This is a genomic window from Bacillus sp. FSL P2-0069 (assembly GCF_038593315.1).
Taxonomy (GTDB): domain Bacteria; phylum Bacillota; class Bacilli; order Bacillales; family Bacillaceae; genus Bacillus; species Bacillus safensis.
In genome coordinates this window covers 3,465,587-3,482,404 of record NZ_CP151984.1, presented here as the reverse complement: position 1 = coordinate 3,482,404, position 16,818 = coordinate 3,465,587, and the positions used below count along the sequence as shown (strand labels likewise).

Below are 16,818 nucleotides of genomic sequence, written 5' to 3'. Positions count from 1 at the left end.
TCAACGTTTGGAGGGTAATACAATGAACCACAAACAAACAGCAAAAGAAGTGCTAGAACTTGTCGGCGGTGAAAAGAATGTTAAGCAAGTTACGCATTGTATGACAAGACTTCGCTTCAACTTATACGATGAAAGCAAGGCAGATAAAGAGAAGCTGCAATCAACAGATGGCGTCATGGGCGTGAATCAAAGCGGAGGCCAATATCATGTCATTATCGGCAATGATGTCTCAAATGTCTATCAAGCGATGATCGCTGACTCAGGTCTATCATCTGATGTAAAGTCAGGCGGTACAGAAGAAGCGTCAAAGCAAAATGTGATATCAAAGCTTTTCGATTTTATCTCTGGTGTCTTCACACCGATTCTTCCAGCCATCGCTGGGGCCGGTATGATCAAAGGGATTTTGGCACTGATGCTCACATTCCAGTGGATATCAGATAAAAGCAGTACGTATGCGATTTTAACAGCCATCGGAGATGGAGCCTTTTACTTCTTACCGATTCTGCTTGCTGTAAGCGTAGCCAAAAAAATTGGCACAAATCAGTATATCGCGGCTGCCATTGCAGCAGCAGCACTGCACCCGCAGTTAACCGCTTTACTGGGCGCGGGAAATACAGAATTTCTAGGCTTGCCAGTGGTTGCCGTTGTGTACTCTTCATCGGTGATTCCAATTCTGCTCACCATCTGGCTCGGTTCATATGTTGAAAGATTCGCAGAAAAATATAGTCCGAAATCATTAAAGATCATCCTTGTTCCAACAGTCACACTTCTAGTCGTTGTACCAGTTATGCTCATCGCGGTTGGACCGCTTGGCGGGATTATCGGAAGTGGCCTTTCAGGTGGAATTGATTTATTGTTCAAACATGCAGGTCTTTTGGCCGGACTCTTGATCGGCGGCTTCATGTCACCATTGATCATTACGGGCATGCACTATGCACTGCTTCCAATCATGATCAACAACATTACGTTAAACGGTTTTGACTTCATTCTTCCAATGATGTTTGTAGCAAATATGGCACAAGCAGGCGCAGCATTCGGTGTCTTCTTAAGATCAAAAAACAAAACATTTAAATCATTGGCGATGTCTACAAGTATCACAGCCTTAATGGGTATTACTGAACCTGCTATGTATGGTGTGAACATGCGATTGAAAAAACCGTTCCTTGCAGCCCTTATTGGTGCAGCAGCAGGCGGCGTGTTCATGTCAATCTTTAAAGTAAAATCATATGTGATATCTGGATCAGCAGGCCTTCCAGGTCTCCCAACATTCATTGGACCAACATTTGTCTACTCAATCATCGGCTTAGTAATCGCCTTTGTCGTAGCAACGATCATGACACTTGTTCTCGGATTCAAAGATGTACCAGTGAAAGATGATACAAAAGCAGACAAACCAGAAGAAAAGAAAGACACAGCAGCACTTCAAAATGAAGTGGTACAAAGCCCGCTTGAAGGTCAACTAAAGCCGCTCAATCAAGTAAATGATGCAACATTCTCTAATGAAATCATGGGTAAAGGTGCAGCCATTGTACCAACAGCTGGGCGTGTTGTAGCACCTTTCAACGGCAAGGTTGAAACCATTTTCCACACAAAACATGCCATTGGTTTGAAGAGTGAACAAGGTACAGAACTTCTCATTCATGTGGGGATTGACACGGTAAAACTTGACGGAAAGTATTTTACAAGTCATGTGCAGTCAGGTGATCTGATTCAAGCAGGAGATGTACTCATTGATTTTGATATCGAGGGCATTCAGCAAGAAGGCTATGATGTCACCACACCTGTTATTGTCACCAACACAAACGATTTTGCACAAGTTGATGCGAAAACAGATGGAACGATTACAGTGAAAGAGACACTGCTTACAGTCAGTGTTGAAGAAAAAGAGGAGGGTATTCAACATGAACAAGTTAGAAAAAACATTTCCTAAAGGTTTCTTATGGGGCGGCGCTGTTGCAGCCAACCAAGTTGAAGGCGCATATAATCAAGATGGAAAAGGCTTATCGACAGCTGATGTATCACCAAATGGTATTATGCACCCATTCGATGAATCAATGAAAGACCTTAACTTATATCATGATGCAATCGATTTCTACCATCGCTATAAAGAAGATATTGCACTCTTTGCAGAAATGGGATTCAAGTGCTTCAGATTATCCATTTCTTGGCCGCGTATTTTCCCAAATGGCGACGATGCGGAACCGAATGAAGCAGGCCTCGCTTTTTATGAAAAAGTATTTGATGAACTGCATAAGCATGGAATTGAGCCAGTTGTCACCATCTCTCACTATGAAATGCCGCTCGCACTTGTGAAAAACTACGGCGGATGGAGAAACCGTAAGCTTGTGGATCTTTATGAAACATACGCGAAAACATTGTTCACCCGCTTTAAAGACAAAGTAAAATATTGGATGACCTTCAATGAAATCAACGTTGTATTACATGCGCCTTTCACTGGCGGCGGACTTGTATTTGAAGAGGGTGATGACGAGAAAAGCATTCAATATCAAGCAGCGCATCACCAATTTGTTGCAAGTGCTTTGGCTGTCAAAGCAGGACACGAAATCATTCCTGATGCGAAAATCGGCTGTATGATTGCAGCGATGACAACTTATCCGTACAGCTCAAGACCAGAAGATATGTTTGCTGCAATTGAGCAAGACCGTAAAACATTATTCTTCTCAGATGTACAGGCAAGAGGTTATTACCCAGGTTACATGAAACGTTATTTCCTTGAAAATGACATCAACATCGAGTTCCAAGAAGGGGACGAAGACATTTTAAGAAACCATACAGTGGACTATATTGGCTTCAGTTATTATATGAGCTTTGTGACAAGTACAGATCCAGAGATTCTTGGACAAGTGACTGGCGGTAACTTATTTGAAGGTGTGAAAAACCCTTATCTAGAAGCAAGTGATTGGGGCTGGCAAATTGATCCGAAAGGACTTCGTACAACACTGAATCAGCTGTATGACCGCTACCAAAAGCCATTGTTTATCGTAGAAAATGGATTGGGTGCTGTCGATCAAGTAGAAGAAGACGGATCCATTCAAGACGATTACCGAATTGATTACCTCAGAAGCCATTTGCTAGAGGCGAGAGAAGCGATCGCAGACGGAGTTGACCTGATCGGTTATACAAGCTGGGGCCCAATTGACCTTGTCAGCGCATCAACGGCTGAAATGAAAAAACGCTACGGCTTCATTTATGTTGACCGTGATAATGAAGGAAACGGTACATTAGATCGAAAGAAAAAGAAAAGCTTCGATTGGTATGAACAAGTGATTGCGACAAATGGTGAACATTTGGATGCATAAAAGAAAAAGACAAACCGCCATACTGCGGTTTGTCTTTTTTTCTTCTCTGAGGGGCTACGAAGTCCACACTTGATCAGCAATCTCAATCACATGACGCAGCTTTTCCCATTGCTGCTCTTCTGTTAACAGGTTGCCTTCCTCTGTTGAGGCGAATCCGCATTGTGGACTCAAACAAATTTGGTTAATGTCCACATATTGAGCCGCTTCCTCAATGCGTTTTTTAATCTGTTCAACTGGCTCAAGCTCTCCGTATTTTGAAGTGACAAGGCCTAGTACGATTTGAAGGTTTGGGTTCTTCACATATCGAAGGGGCTCAAATCCGCCAGAACGATCGTCGTCAAACTCTAAAAAGAGACCATCAAGATCTAAGCCGGCAAAAATAGTTTCTGCCGCTGCTTCGTAACCACCTTCAGCTGCCCAAGTTGATTTAAAGTTACCGCGGCAAATGTGCATCGTGATCACCAAATCCTCTGGGCGGTCGGCAACAGCTTCATTGATTGTCTTCGCAAACGATTCACGAAGTTCATCTTCTTCACGGCCAAAGGCTTTGATTTGTTCATGGCCTTTTTCAGAAAAGAACACTGCCCATGCCGTATCATCCAGCTGCAAGTAGCGGCAGCCTGCATCATAAAAAGCACGGATGGCTTTCTTATACGCTTGTGCCACATCATGGTGAAATTCCTCTAAGCTGTCATACACTCCTTCTTCAAGCTTTCCACGGAAAAAGAGCATATTCGGACTTGGAATCGTCATTTTAGCCGTATGATCACCAGCGATGCTGTGAAGGAAACGATAATCCTCCAGCATTGGATGATCTGTAAAATCGATCTTGCCTGTTACCTTGATACCTCTAGCTTTTGTCGTTGTGTTATGGAATTGAATGCCTTGATCTGCTTCAAATCCTTCAACTCCATCGAGTCCTTCAAGAAAGTCAAAATGCCACCATGCACGTCTGAATTCACCATCTGTGACAACCTCTAACCCAATTTCTTTTTGCTTCTCTACAATACGTGTAATTTCTTCGTTTTCAATTTGTCGGAGCTGCTCTGCTGTCAGCGTACCGTCTGCTTTTTGCTTGCGTGCTTCCTTGATGCGCTCTGAACGAAGTAAACTTCCTACTTGATCTGCGCGGAATGGCGGTTTCGTTGTTTTCTTTCCAATGGTTTGTACTTGTGTCATGCTGAATCCCTTCTTTCCTCAGGTTAAAAAATCAAATAAAAAAGCTCTTCCTTAGATAAGGAAGAGCATCATATACTGTGAGAACTCTGCCTTATCTTCAAACAAGCATTTGCTTGCTTAAGGAATTAGCACCATTCTGTTCCTAGGAACAGCGGTTGCCGGGTTTCACAGGGCCAGTCCCTCCACCACTCTTAATAAGGTTACCTTTTGATTCAATTTTCTTAATAAACACAATTATTCAACCTTTTTGAGAAAAAGTCAATGGTTTTTTTATTGATTATTTTGTCAAATAAACTTATATTTAATTATATGGAAAATTTTATAAAGGGGGATACTCATGATTCTAGGAGTATTTTTAAATGGATATAAATCATATCCAAAGTCTGTATTCATTCCTATTACGAGTGATGTAAAGGAAAAATATTCTGTTTATATAGGTACTAATGGTATAGGTAAAAGTGGGATTTTAGAAGCGATAGATGTTTTTTTTAATAATAGAGAATGGAATGCAAATAGAGGTTCAAAAAAAGAAGAATGTTATATAACTCCCATTTTTATGATAGAGAAAGAAATATTAAGAGAATTTGTTTTAAATAAAAATCGTTTTAATAAAATTGAAATTAAAGAAAATGAACTATTATTACATGATATTGAAGTTATAAGTGCTCAGTTTTGGAATGGTATACAAAATTCTCTGGTTGGTGCGACTAGAAGAGAATATGCAAAGATATTCTTTAGTCATTTGGAGCAATTAATAGGTAATTATTCTGAGGAAAAGTATTATATTCTGCCAGCTGGTATTAAATATAATGGCAAATCAACTTTAACTCCTTTTGATAGTCATTATAGGAAGTTATTGGGCGAGGATAACTTTGAAAAAAAGATAGACAGATTGAGGAAAATATTAAAAGAATATTATGCATACATATATATACCTGTAGAACAAAATGTTGATGAAACATTAAAGTTAGAAGATAGGCAAATGCAAACTTTAATGAATAAAGACATTTTATATGAGATAGATAATGTATTAAACTCTAAATATGAAATAGAGGGTAAGAATAGAAGTTTTCTGAATTTCACAAATGATTATCTTAACGAATTTATTAAAGGTATCAATAGTTCAATAAAGCAAATAGACGAAAATTATAACTATAGTGCAGAAGCTTTTAGTAAAAAAAATCTAACTGTTACAGATATCAGAGATAAAATAATAGAAGCATATTTTTCTAAAAGACCGTTAAGGTATAAGAATAGAGAAGTAAATCAATTAAGTTCTGGTGAAAAAAGAAAAGCTTTAATTGATATTGCTTATGCCTTCTTATCTAATTCAAAAGAAATGGATAGGGAAGTAATTTTAGCTATCGATGAACCTGAAGTTTCAATGAATATTGCAAATTGCTTCCCTCAATTTATGAGACTTCAAGAATTAGCAAGTAATTTTAAAAGACAGGTTTTAATTACTACACATTGGTATGGATCTTTACCAATAACAGATCATGGTTATTTATATCATTTGAGAAAAGAAGAGCAAGATGTTGATATAAAGATATCTGACTTTAATTTTTTTGATTATTTAGATGAACAACGGCGCTTTCCTGATGACATTGAATTGAAAAGCATGTTTGATTTAGCTTCGAGCATTATAAGTTTTTCAAAAAGTGTTGAAAATATTAATTGGATAATTTGTGAAGGTAGTACAGATAGGCTGTATTTAGAGAATTTGCTTGATGGTTTAGAGAATTTCCGAATTTTACCTGTTGGTGGTTGTGGTAATGTAATAAAATTATATGGATTATTAAGTTATCCGCTTTCAGACAAATTAACAGCAGATCAATTTAGTGGTAAAATTCTTTGCTTAATCGATACTGATAGTAATAAAGTGAACGTTACTAAAGCTCCTGAGAGCAAAGGGAAAGTGGATATAAGAAGGATTCAAACATTAACTAGTAATAATATAGAGGCTGTTAAATTTTTAGAGCCTTGGAGACAGGGGCAATTTTATGAACGTACAGTCATCGAGGATTGTTTGGATCCCCAAAATTATTATACAGCAGTTCAAAGGGTAATTGAAGAAGAAGGTGATGAGTACTTGAGAACTCTTTTTCAAAAATTTGAGTTTAATACTCAAATTTCTTTTTCTAAAATACTTGGTGATAAATCAATTCTTATCCCTAAAGATAATGATGCTTTTATTAATAAAGAACATATAGTTGAATTTATTAACAATAAAAATATAAAAATGAAAATAGCTAAAAATTATATCGACTGTACAGATAGTAACAAAAATACAAATGAACTTTTAAAAGACGAAGTGTTTAATTACTTTGGTGTTACTAATTCAAAGTACGAACTCTCAAGAACATAAAGAGACTTGATTTTTAAATAAAAGCACCTTCAATGAAGGTGCTAATTTAATAATCCTATATAAACAAATCAGCAGCAAGAACACCAGCAAGTCCGACAAGTGAAAGCACGGTGACCATCAATGTCCACGTTTTAAAGGTTTGAGCCATTGATAGGTTAAAGTATTCTTTATAAATCCAGAAACCCGCATCATTCACATGAGAGAACGTAATACTTCCGGCACCTGTTGCGATCACCATTAATTCAGGGCTGACACCCGTCAGGCCAATCAGTGGTGCAGAAATGCCAGCCGCCGTGAGACCGGCGACAGTGGCTGATCCTAAAGAAACACGAAGGACAGCAGCAATGAGCCAAGTCAGAAGCAGGGGAGAAAGTGTGCTTCCTTGCATGATCCCTGCAATGTATTGATCGACGCCGCTATCAATGAGCACTTGTTTAAAGGCACCGCCGCCTGCAATAATTAATAGAATCATAGCAATAGAGCCGATAGAATCCGTGATGGACTTCATCACGTCCTGCATGCTCTTTCCTCTTCCAAGCCCAAACGTGTAGATGGCAAGCAGCACTGAGATTAATAGTGCAATCGCCGGTTCGCCTAAAAACTCAGCAGTTGGCAGCAATGGAGAGGATGGGAAGAAAATTTCTAGAAATGCCCTGAATGTCATAAGCAATACAGGCAGAACAGCGGTGAAAATGCTAATGCCGAAGCTAGGCATTTCTTCTTCTGTGAATTCCTTTGGATTAAATAAGTTCTTTGGAATATGTGCGTGCAACTGATCTTTTTTAAATAGTTTCGTAAACAGAAGTCCGCCTACTAAAACAGCAGGAATCGCTAAAATAATCCCAACCAATAAGGTTTGTCCCATGTTTGCCTGAAAGACATTCGCAATGGCAGTCGGTCCTGGGTGAGGAGGGAGGAAGCCATGTGTGGTGATGAGTGCAGCGACGAGCGGCATCCCCACATACAGCACAGGAAGTCTTGCAGCTTGAGCGATCGTAAAGACTAATGGAATTAAGATAATGAATCCGGTTTCATAAAATAGGGCAATTCCAATCACAAACCCAGTCAGCATCGTCGCCCATTGGATTTTTCCGATGCCAAATCGGTCAATAAGTGTCATCGCGATCCGCTGAGCTCCGCCAGAATCAGCCATCAATTTCCCAAGCATCGCTCCAAAACCGAGAACGAGTGCCAGATGTCCGAGCGTACTGCCAAGTCCTTTTTCGACGGAAGCGATCGCTTCTAGTGGTGTCATCCCTTCTAACACAGCAACAATTAAAGAGACAATAATCAAAGATATGAAAGCGTTTAACTTAAAGACAACCATGAGTAAAAGCAATAACAAAACGCCAAGTCCTATAAACACTAACGACATGATCTTTCCTCCTTTGTGGTGCATAAGGGCGCAAACACCCCCTATGCCTTATCCTTCAAGTATGTCTACAGCTTCTTTTAACGTATCCTTTGACCCAACATTTCCCGGGAAAATCACATAAGACATGAAAGGGAATTTGCTTTCTTCTCCTGTTTGCCAAACGGGGATCCCTGGTTTGATTTGACCTGCCACGGTCGCACGTTTCACGCTAAGTCCTCTTGTTCCAATATCGCTGGAGGTAATTCCACCTTTGGCAATAAGATACTTAGGACGAATGGTGAGACGCTGGACAATACTTGTCACAGCATCACTAATCTGTACAGAGAGCTTTAATTCTTCCTCTTGGCGATCATCCCCAAGATCAAGCCGTTCTCTTCTTGTATAAACAGCTACAGATTGACCTGCTGCCAACAGTGCTTCAGTTTGCTGAATGACACGGTCAATTTCTTCGCGAAAGGCATCAGGCTCTAATACGAGGTGGGTATTCAATTCAATAAAAGCTATCTCTTTATCTTGTTGCAGCGCTTTTAATTGTTCTGTTGTTTTTTTCACATGAGAACCGATCATAATGAGACCACCATGCGGGCTTTCTTCTTGGATCAAGGCATCTCTTGTTAATAAGGCTTGATCCCCTATACCGCCAAGTACTTTTGTGAGCGCCGCCGCACTTCTGAACATCAGCTGCTGTCCTGCTTGAATGGCTTCAATGAGAGCGGTGACAAAGACTTTGACATCATCATAGTCCACCGCGTTTACAACCACCTTTTTGAAATCCTTGACACTCATGAGCTGCTGTTTGATTTGATCAATGCGTAAAGCCCGCAGATCAGCTAACGAAATGTAGGTAGTGTTCTTTTTTGTGAACATTCCTTCTGACTTTTCTTCAATCCATTCTCCAAGATGAGAAGATTGAAAGCCGAATGTACGGTCTCTTGCAAATTCTGTGTCACCAGCAGGAATTAATTCGTGTCCTTCCTGTACGTAATGAATATTGTCGATCGTAAAGCGTCCACCTTCTTGGAAAAAAGGAAGAAGGATTTCACCATCGAACTGGCGGGAGCTTTGCTGTTCAATGGTCGTTTTGAGTACTTCAGTTTCAAGCGGAAAGTGTCCGCGAAGAGTAGAATCCCCTCGGCTGACAATGACGAAGTCCTGATTAAGACGTTCAGCCACCTTTACAATGGTTGCTGCGATTGTTTTGTGCGCAGCGGCAGTTTCTTTCTCAGTCATACTGCGTGAATTGGTCAAAATAAAGAACATGCGGCTGTCTTCAAGAAAACCAGCCTCAATGCTTTCTTCTGACCAATCGGTGAAAACAGAGACGCCATGTACGGTTTGAATCCCCGTTGGGTCATCGTCTAATACAATGACTTTATGACGAAAGCTGCTCAGTGCTTGTTCGTATGCTGATTGAATGGCCTTTGAATCTGCTTTCGGAATGGCATTTAGTATGTCAGTGCTTTGCTTCATGACCATCTCATCCTTTCTTTACTTCGACATGAGCCATTTTTTCGTAATATTGAACGATGCCTCCATGATCAAGCCCGGATTTCCCGTCCGCTTTGAGGGCGTGGAAGATTTCAAGCAGCTGACTAGAAAGCGGGAGAGGAACACCGATATCATGAGCCGTTTCCATGACGTTGGTTAAATCCTTCAAGTTGATGTCGATGCGTCCGCCAGGTTCAAAATTTCGTTCTAAGATGAGAGGGACCTTTGCATCGAGAACAGCGCTCCCTGCCAGTCCGCCGCGGATGGCTTCATACATCTTATCAATGGCAATGCCTGATTTAGCAGCTAGAACGAGCGCCTCGGACATGGCCGCAATATTTAAGTTGACGATGATTTGATTGGCAAGCTTCGCTGTTGTCCCGCTGCCATTTGCCCCAACTAATACGACTTCAGTGCCCATTGAAAGCAGGACATCCTTCACTTGCTCAAAGATGGATTCTTCGCCGCCAGCCATGATGGCAAGTGTTCCGTCTATTGCCTTCGGTTCTCCGCCGCTGACAGGTGCATCGATAAATTCCACCTGATGCTGTTTGGCAAAAGCAGCTAAAGCCCTGGAGGTGACAGGAGAAATTGAGCTCATATCTACGATGACAGTGCCAGGTGCAGCTGTCGTTAAAATGCCTTGATCACCTGAAACGACTGCCTCTACATGCTCTCCTTTAGGAAGCATTGTGATGATGATATCGCTTTCAGAAGCTGCCTCAGCTGCTGAAACAGCACCTTTTGCTCCGGCTTCTTGTAACGATCGAATCGCTTCCTCATTTAGGTCAAAAACCGTCAAAGTATGACCGGCTTTTAATAGATTGAGTGCCATAGGTTTTCCCATAATACCTAGTCCAATGAATCCAATCTTCTTTGTCACGTTGTCTGCCTCCTATATAGAAAACCCTTACAAAAAGCGCTTTCTTTTCTTATTGTTAGTATATATACTATCAATTAAATTTAATAGTAGGAAATAAACTATTGTTCATTTAATGTACATGACGTGATAGGAACGTGTCAACGGAAAATATGATAAAAGTCACAAAAAAAGACCGGAATCAGCTCCGGTCTTTTGCGTTTATGTCTTATTTTTAGCTACAGCTAATCGAGATCGTTTCACGTTTTCAATGGCATTTGATCCTAGCTCTAAAACAGCGGCGACGTATAGTACATCAATGATCACAAGCTGGTTGATACGGGAGATCATGGAGTCCGATCGATAGGTTGTCTCTCTGGAAGAACTAAGCAGATGAAAGTCAGACTGCTTTGCGAGCTCAGATTTCGGATAGCTGGTGATAGAAGCAACCTTTGCCCCTTTTTCTTTTGCAAACTGTACGGCGTCAAGAATTTCTCTGCTCTCTCCTGAATGGGAGATTGCGACGATAAAATCGTGTTCCATGGCGTGTGTTGCAATCATATTCATCATATGCGGATCACTGCATAGGCTCACTTCAAAACCAAGCTGCAGGAACTTATGATAAGCATCTCCAGCAATAAAGCTGGACGCACCTGCTCCAAAAAAGACGGTTTTATGTGCCTGTTTCATGTGTTCAATGAATTGCGTGACGGCATGATCCTCTAGAATATGCTTCATATCTTGAATAGAGTTTGTTGTTAACTCTATGACCTTATGTTTAATGTCAGCGACACTATCGGTTGCCTCGATCTCGCCGTATATGGATTGAGGGGTATTGGTCGCAATATCCTGTGCAACATGGACACGAAACACTTGATACGATTCATAGCCAATTTTCCTTAGAAACCGAAAGATCGTCGTTTCGCTTGTGCTGCATTCAGCAGCGAGTGCACTTATAGAATGAAGCACAACTTTCTGAGGATTTTGTAAAATGTAATTGGCAATCTTTTTCTGGGTTGGGGACAAACTATGAAACGTCGTCCGAATGTGACTAAAAATATTCTCTTCTATGATAAACACCACACTTCATCTAGCATTCTACATTAAGCATACAGGAACTTATGAAAACGGTAAACAAACCCGATGTGGAAAAATGAAGAATAATATGGAAAAAATACTTCTTTTGGTTCTTTTGTCATGGTATACTCATCTGGTAATAGACAAAAATGGGGGTTTTTACTATGACGATGAAAAAAGGCCTAACGATCAGCCTGCTTATTTTCTCACTGATTGTTTCCTTGTTTGCGCCAGTTGGATCTGCGGATGCCAAACAAGCAAAAAAAGCAAAAGTAAGCACACACTATTATAAAAAGAAAAAAACGTTCAAATATGCACAGGTGAAAAACCTAAGCAAGACGCATATGAAAACCATCAATCGTGATTTAAAAGAAGATATCGCTTTCTCTTATTCTACGTACTTGTTTTTAAAGGACGAAGCGAAAAAGGAAGGCTACGGGAAGGTCACGTATGAGAGAACGTATAAAACGAAATTTAATAATGGTAAGAAACTGAGTATCTTAAACTATGATTACATGTATAACGGTGGAGCACACGGAGACACAATGGTTTCCAGCATGAACTATGTGTTAACAAAGAAAAAAACAAAGCAGCTGTTCTTGACAGACGTTGTGAAAACAAAGAAAAAGCGTACGAAAGTAAGAGATTATATTTATAACTACACAAAGAAACATAAAAGCAAATTCTACGCGAACCTGAAAAAAAGCGACATTGAAATCAACTACAACACGCAGTATTACTTCACGAAAAAGGGAATTGCTGTTGTCTTCCAGCCATATGAAATTTCACCTTACTATGTAGGAATTCCTATGATTCAAGTTCCTGCGAAGGTATATAAATAAAAAGAAAAACGACCACTGAATCTGGTCGTTTTTTGCTGTTTATGCAAACAAAAAAGAGCCCCTCATGAGGCTCTTTTATTTGGATTTATACTTGTTTAGGTGCATCGTTTAGTGGGTGACGGCGTTTTCCGTTGTAGTGGCGGCGCATACGAAAGATTTCAAACTCCGAAAGCTCTGCGCTTTTTCTTTTTTGGGTGCGGTTATCTTTTTTGAAAGAGAATAGTAAGTAGCAGCAAAGTGAAGCGATAATCAATAAAATCATCATATGACATTCCTCCAATTCATCCTATTCTTTAAGTGTAGACAGGGTGAGTGATGTTTATAACTGAAAATAAGCAGCAGAAACGGTTTAGTTCTTAAGGTTCATTCGATCTGCTATTTTAGGTCTAAAATACTGGTTGTTTTTAACTATTATATTTCCAGTTATTGCACTCGTCAAGAAGAATTTTTTCTGGGGTTGTCTCTATTAGTACGAATAAGTGTCATAAAAGTTTCAGAAAATTGTAAACTTTTATTAAAAAACCGTTCCCGAACAGGAACGGTTGTAAACATGTCTATGCTTTTTCTTCAAATAAACGGGCAATTTCAACGATAACTTCGGTGGCTTTCACCATGTTTTCAACGGAAATAAATTCATATTTACCGTGGAAGTTTTCCCCGCCGGTAAAGATGTTTGGCGTTGGAAGACCTTTATATGAAAGCTGGGAGCCATCTGTGCCGCCGCGAATTGGTTCAATGACCGGTGTTACTGAGCGATTTTCCATGGCTTCATGAGCAATGTCTACAATATGTTTTACCGGCTCAATTTTTTCTCTCATATTATAATATTGATCCTGAATGCTGAGGGTGATGCTGTTTTCTCCGTATGTGGCTTTTAAGTCATTTGCTATTTTTTCAAACAGGGCCTTGCGATTGTTGAATTTCTCTTTATCAAAATCACGGATAATATATTGCAGCTCAGCCTCTTCTACTTCCCCTACAAATTTCGTCAGGTGGAAAAAGCCTTCGTAGCCTTCTGTATATTCTGGAGATTCTTCAGAAGGAAGTTTATTGTGAAAGAGCATCCCAATTTTCGCAGCACTGACCATTTTGTCCTTTGCTGTTCCTGGGTGGACGTTGTTTCCTTTAATGGATACTTTCGCGCCTGCTGCGTTGAAGCTTTCATATTGCAACTCGCCAAGCGGTCCGCCGTCAATTGTGTACGCATAGGAAGCGCCAAAGGCATCAACATCAAACTTGTGCGGCCCTCTGCCAATCTCTTCATCTGGCGTAAAAGCGACACGGATTTTTCCATGCTTGATGTCTGGGTGTTCGATGAGGTAATGCATAGCGGTCATAATTTCTGCGATACCAGCTTTGTTATCTGCACCAAGCAGGGTTGTGCCATCTGTAGTGATCAGTGTATGTCCTTGGTACTTTTGTAAATTTGGAAACTGTTGTGGAGATAAAACGATATGTAGATCTTCATTTAAGGTAATGTCGCCGCCTTGATAGTTCTCATGAAGCTGCGGTTTTACATTTTTGCCGGTGAAGTCAGTGGCTGTGTCAATATGAGCCAGAAAGCCAATGGTCGGCACATCTTTGTCTGTGTTAGAAGGGATTGTACCCATGACATAGCCGTTTTCATCCATAGTCACTTCTTGAATTCCAATGGATTTCATTTCTTCAACAAGCTGTCTCGCCAGATTCAATTGTCCTTCAGTAGATGGGCAGCTTTCCTTTTCTGCATCCGACTGCGTATCTACCTTCACATAACTTGTGAAACGCTGAATCATTTCCTCTTTCATCTATACGTCACTCCTTTTGTAGAATACGTCCATTTTATCACGTCTTGAATGCGCTTCATAACAAGAAAGGCTTTCTCTGGCAATTAGAGAGGAAAAAGGCCTACTTTCATTAGGTAATGTGCTGAATGGTTCTTTAGGGTGATTTTTTTGGGTGTCTTTTTATTTATAATGAGGACATATAAAATCATCCATTTGTACGTTAAATTGGGAGAAAGGGGTGCGAAAGTTGGATTCTAGTCAAACGCTGGCACTCGCTCAAAAGTTTCAGGAAGCGGCTGATGAGATTCGGCAGTCCAAGCAGCTGCTGGAAAATCGGCTGAAGGCAGTAGGATCAGGCTGGCAGGGAGAAGCAAGGGATAAATTTGATCAAAGCTTTGAAGAAACAACGGCACGCTACGATCAATTTGAAAAAGATTTGCTTGAAACAAGTCAGGAACTGCGGGATGCAGCGGTCAAAATTGAGGAGCGTAAAGCTGAAATTGCCAGAATGGAAGAGCTTGAGCGAAAGAGACGAGAAGAACGGAGAGAAAGAAACCGAGAAGGGAGATGATGTGATGGCACGTGACATTGTGGTTGATCCAGATCAGCTGACTGGGCTGGCGAATGATTTTGTAGGCGAGCTGTCAGCCATTGAAACGAAGCACCGCGATTTACATAGTGAACTGGACGGGCTGATTTTAGGCTGCGATCCTCGGTATAGAAGCTGTTTTTCTGGTGTCGGGGATGCATGGGGAGCAGGACAGGCATTAATCAGCAAATTGAGCAGTGATGATATTGCCATTCGTCATGCAACGGATAAAATGGTCGAAGCAGATGATATATTGCGGAAATTGTACAGTATTTATGATCAATATGGTACACTCACGAGCTTATCTGGTATCGTGATGATGCAGGCGAAATATTACGGGCTTGGAATGACGACTTTCATTAAAGAGAATGGCCGATATGCAGCGCAGCATTCAAAGCTGCTGCTTGATCTGACCAGCCGGGTAGAAGGAACGAGATTTGACCGGTTAGCAAGGATTTGGCTGAGTAAAAAAGAATTATTAAAACGATCGAACTGGCCGATGGCTGACTTGGTTCATAAGAAATTCACAAAATTTTATCCTGACGATACAGTTGCGTTCACAAACAGTGTTCGTGATTTTACAAAAGGAAGTATTAATTGGAAGGACACGGCTGCTATTAAGTCTGTTCTGAAAAATGGTGCAAGATTTGCGAAAGGAAATGCCATCATTGCAACAGTTGTCACTGGTGCAACTGAGACGGTTGGCTGTGGATTGAAAATTGCCGAGAACTATGCAGAATTCGGCGATCAACCAGAAGTTCTTAAGCGTGAAAATGCAAAGGCTGTTGGAAATGCAGTGAACAATACGGTCTTTATCGCTGGCGGTTCTGTCGCAGGTGCCGTTGTCGGCGGTGCTCTTGGCAGCTTTGCAGGTCCGATTGGAACCGTGGTTGGCGGAGCCATTGGTTCAGCAGTAGGTGGATTTATTGGAGAAAAAGTCGCCAAGCTGACATCCGGTTTTGCTGAACAGATGGCAGTGAAATTAAAGGACCCGATTCATGCAGTCGTGGATAAAGGGAAAAAAGCATTCGAACTGGCGGGTCAAGGTGTGAAAGCAGTGAATGATACCATTGATCAGGCAAATCAGGTAATACATAAAGGGATAGAAAAAACAAAAGAAACCGCAGATTCGCTCATAAAGGGTGCAGGCGATTTCTTTAAGGGTGCATTTTCTTTTGGATAAGGAGAGATCAAGTTGGATCAGCTAAGTCTAAGTATTGAGGAACTCATCTTTAGTTTTTACAGTGAAGGCTATTTTGAACAAGGTATGTCCTTAAAGGAGGCTTATTATCCTGAAGTAGAGGACGAGCGCTTGGGGTTTTTATTTGAAATTGCGTGCCGCTCTTTGCTTGCAAAAGGTGTACTGGAATTTCGAAACAGACAATACCGTTATAAAACGGAATACCGTCATTTCATCCAGGCGATGAATGATGCCTCCCACACGATCAAGGCGTCTAGATTTGGAGATTTAGATGAAGAAGTCAGCACCTCTTTTCACACAACACAAGCGGGTGTATATGCGCATCATACGCTTTATGATCAACAAGTACATCAGATTCGCAAACTGGACGGCGATCAGCAGGCAGAGGAGCAAGTGACAGCCTTTTTCAACATACAGATGAATGATCACCCTGAACCTGTCATCAGCATGCAGGCAGAGGAATTTGAAATGCTATTAGAACAGGCAAGCGAAGCGAAAAATGAGTGGCCATCCTTTCTGAATAAAGCGGAGAATCAAGAGCTCGTGAAGGCATTTGTTTCTGATGTACAGACGAGAAAAGGAAAGATGGACTCTCTCATGAAGGTCGTCTATGACAAAAATAATACGCCTGATGTGGAGTCCATGCTATTTGTGATTCCAGGTGAGAACCAATCGTGGCTTGTATCAGGAATAAAAGAAAATCAATTTCGCATTGAGACGGCTCATCGAGACGGGTTACGTTCTATATTCTAAT

The 16,818-nt window shown here is 40.8% G+C and carries 14 protein-coding genes and 1 riboswitch; of the genes, 7 read left to right on the top strand and 7 right to left on the bottom strand.

Annotated features, from left to right (window positions below; all coding sequences use genetic code 11):
- The first annotated feature begins 22 nt into the window (after nt 1–22).
- Both NSQ34_RS17860 and NSQ34_RS17855 read left to right on the top strand, forming a co-directional pair.
- The gene (locus NSQ34_RS17860) at nt 23–1,930 is read left to right on the top strand and encodes a beta-glucoside-specific PTS transporter subunit IIABC (protein WP_111926979.1); all 1,908 of its coding nucleotides are present in this window, start codon (nt 23–25) and stop codon (nt 1,928–1,930) included.
- Nucleotides 1,902–3,320, top strand: coding sequence for a glycoside hydrolase family 1 protein (locus NSQ34_RS17855; RefSeq protein ID WP_111926977.1), 1,419 nt, complete (start codon nt 1,902–1,904; stop codon nt 3,318–3,320). The genes NSQ34_RS17860 and NSQ34_RS17855 overlap by 29 nt, the downstream gene beginning before the upstream one ends.
- Before the next feature lie 54 nt (nt 3,321–3,374).
- On the opposite strand, the gene NSQ34_RS17850 is transcribed toward NSQ34_RS17855, so the two are convergent.
- Complete coding sequence (locus NSQ34_RS17850; RefSeq protein ID WP_034281370.1) at nt 3,375–4,499, bottom strand: 5-methyltetrahydropteroyltriglutamate--homocysteine S-methyltransferase; 1,125 nt, start codon at nt 4,497–4,499, stop codon at nt 3,375–3,377.
- A gap of 88 nt (nt 4,500–4,587) precedes the next feature.
- A riboswitch (SAM riboswitch) is annotated at nt 4,588–4,700 on the bottom strand.
- A gap of 136 nt (nt 4,701–4,836) precedes the next feature.
- Here NSQ34_RS17850 and NSQ34_RS17845 point away from each other — a divergent pair.
- Complete coding sequence (locus NSQ34_RS17845) at nt 4,837–6,867, top strand: AAA family ATPase (protein ID WP_065214965.1); 2,031 nt, start codon at nt 4,837–4,839, stop codon at nt 6,865–6,867.
- Nucleotides 6,868–6,922: 55 nt separating this feature from the next.
- Here the strand turns inward: NSQ34_RS17845 and NSQ34_RS17840 are convergent, their stop codons facing one another.
- The 4 genes from NSQ34_RS17840 to NSQ34_RS17825 form a co-directional block, all read right to left on the bottom strand.
- Nucleotides 6,923–8,242, bottom strand: a complete 1,320-nt coding sequence (locus NSQ34_RS17840; RefSeq protein ID WP_065214964.1) for a gluconate:H+ symporter — start codon at nt 8,240–8,242, stop codon at nt 6,923–6,925.
- Nucleotides 8,243–8,290: 48 nt separating this feature from the next.
- On the bottom strand, nt 8,291–9,712 hold the full coding sequence (locus NSQ34_RS17835) for a four-carbon acid sugar kinase family protein (protein WP_176967114.1): 1,422 nt from the start codon (nt 9,710–9,712) through the stop codon (nt 8,291–8,293).
- Nucleotides 9,713–9,719: 7 nt separating this feature from the next.
- Nucleotides 9,720–10,613 carry a 2-hydroxy-3-oxopropionate reductase gene (gene garR, locus NSQ34_RS17830; RefSeq protein ID WP_176967115.1) on the bottom strand — a complete coding sequence of 298 codons (894 nt, stop codon included), beginning with the start codon at nt 10,611–10,613 and terminating at the stop codon, nt 9,720–9,722.
- A gap of 198 nt (nt 10,614–10,811) precedes the next feature.
- Entirely contained in the window at nt 10,812–11,669 is an 858-nt protein-coding gene (locus NSQ34_RS17825) for a MurR/RpiR family transcriptional regulator (RefSeq protein WP_170825854.1), read from the bottom strand.
- Between the two features lie 161 nt (nt 11,670–11,830).
- On the opposite strand from NSQ34_RS17825, the gene NSQ34_RS17820 reads away from it, so the two are divergent.
- Entirely contained in the window at nt 11,831–12,508 is a 678-nt protein-coding gene (locus NSQ34_RS17820; RefSeq protein ID WP_034281367.1) for a DUF3298 and DUF4163 domain-containing protein, read from the top strand.
- An 85-nt stretch (nt 12,509–12,593) separates the two neighbouring features.
- Here the strand turns inward: NSQ34_RS17820 and NSQ34_RS17815 are convergent, their stop codons facing one another.
- Nucleotides 12,594–12,773, bottom strand: a complete 180-nt coding sequence (locus NSQ34_RS17815) for a hypothetical protein (protein ID WP_008345664.1) — start codon at nt 12,771–12,773, stop codon at nt 12,594–12,596.
- A 289-nt stretch (nt 12,774–13,062) separates the two neighbouring features.
- Nucleotides 13,063–14,295 carry a peptidase T gene (gene pepT / locus NSQ34_RS17810; protein WP_065214962.1) on the bottom strand — a complete coding sequence of 411 codons (1,233 nt, stop codon included), beginning with the start codon at nt 14,293–14,295 and terminating at the stop codon, nt 13,063–13,065.
- A gap of 226 nt (nt 14,296–14,521) precedes the next feature.
- Here pepT and NSQ34_RS17805 point away from each other — a divergent pair, with 226 nt between their 5' ends.
- The 3 genes from NSQ34_RS17805 to NSQ34_RS17795 are packed head-to-tail and all read left to right on the top strand — an operon-like array spanning nt 14,522 to nt 16,817.
- Complete coding sequence (locus NSQ34_RS17805; RefSeq protein WP_024427532.1) at nt 14,522–14,845, top strand: WXG100 family type VII secretion target; 324 nt, start codon at nt 14,522–14,524, stop codon at nt 14,843–14,845.
- A 4-nt stretch (nt 14,846–14,849) separates the two neighbouring features.
- Nucleotides 14,850–16,046 (top strand): glycine zipper domain-containing protein, encoded by a 1,197-nt coding sequence (locus NSQ34_RS17800; protein ID WP_144496458.1) that lies wholly within the window; start codon nt 14,850–14,852, stop codon nt 16,044–16,046.
- Between the two features lie 12 nt (nt 16,047–16,058).
- Entirely contained in the window at nt 16,059–16,817 is a 759-nt protein-coding gene (locus NSQ34_RS17795; protein ID WP_254001495.1) for a hypothetical protein, read from the top strand.
- Nucleotide 16,818 lies beyond the last annotated feature (1 nt).

Coding starts and splice junctions, on each gene's coding strand:
- NSQ34_RS17835 (WP_176967114.1), bottom strand. CDS start 9,712: ATGAAGCAAAGCACTGACATACTAAATGCCATTCCGAAAGCAGATTCA.
- NSQ34_RS17820 (WP_034281367.1), top strand. CDS start 11,831: ATGACGATGAAAAAAGGCCTAACGATCAGCCTGCTTATTTTCTCACTG.
- NSQ34_RS17850 (WP_034281370.1), bottom strand. CDS start 4,499: ATGACACAAGTACAAACCATTGGAAAGAAAACAACGAAACCGCCATTC.
- NSQ34_RS17800 (WP_144496458.1), top strand. CDS start 14,850: ATGGCACGTGACATTGTGGTTGATCCAGATCAGCTGACTGGGCTGGCG.
- NSQ34_RS17845 (WP_065214965.1), top strand. CDS start 4,837: ATGATTCTAGGAGTATTTTTAAATGGATATAAATCATATCCAAAGTCT.
- pepT (WP_065214962.1), bottom strand. CDS start 14,295: ATGAAAGAGGAAATGATTCAGCGTTTCACAAGTTATGTGAAGGTAGAT.
- NSQ34_RS17815 (WP_008345664.1), bottom strand. CDS start 12,773: ATGATGATTTTATTGATTATCGCTTCACTTTGCTGCTACTTACTATTC.
- NSQ34_RS17855 (WP_111926977.1), top strand. CDS start 1,902: ATGAACAAGTTAGAAAAAACATTTCCTAAAGGTTTCTTATGGGGCGGC.
- NSQ34_RS17860 (WP_111926979.1), top strand. CDS start 23: ATGAACCACAAACAAACAGCAAAAGAAGTGCTAGAACTTGTCGGCGGT.
- NSQ34_RS17840 (WP_065214964.1), bottom strand. CDS start 8,242: ATGTCGTTAGTGTTTATAGGACTTGGCGTTTTGTTATTGCTTTTACTC.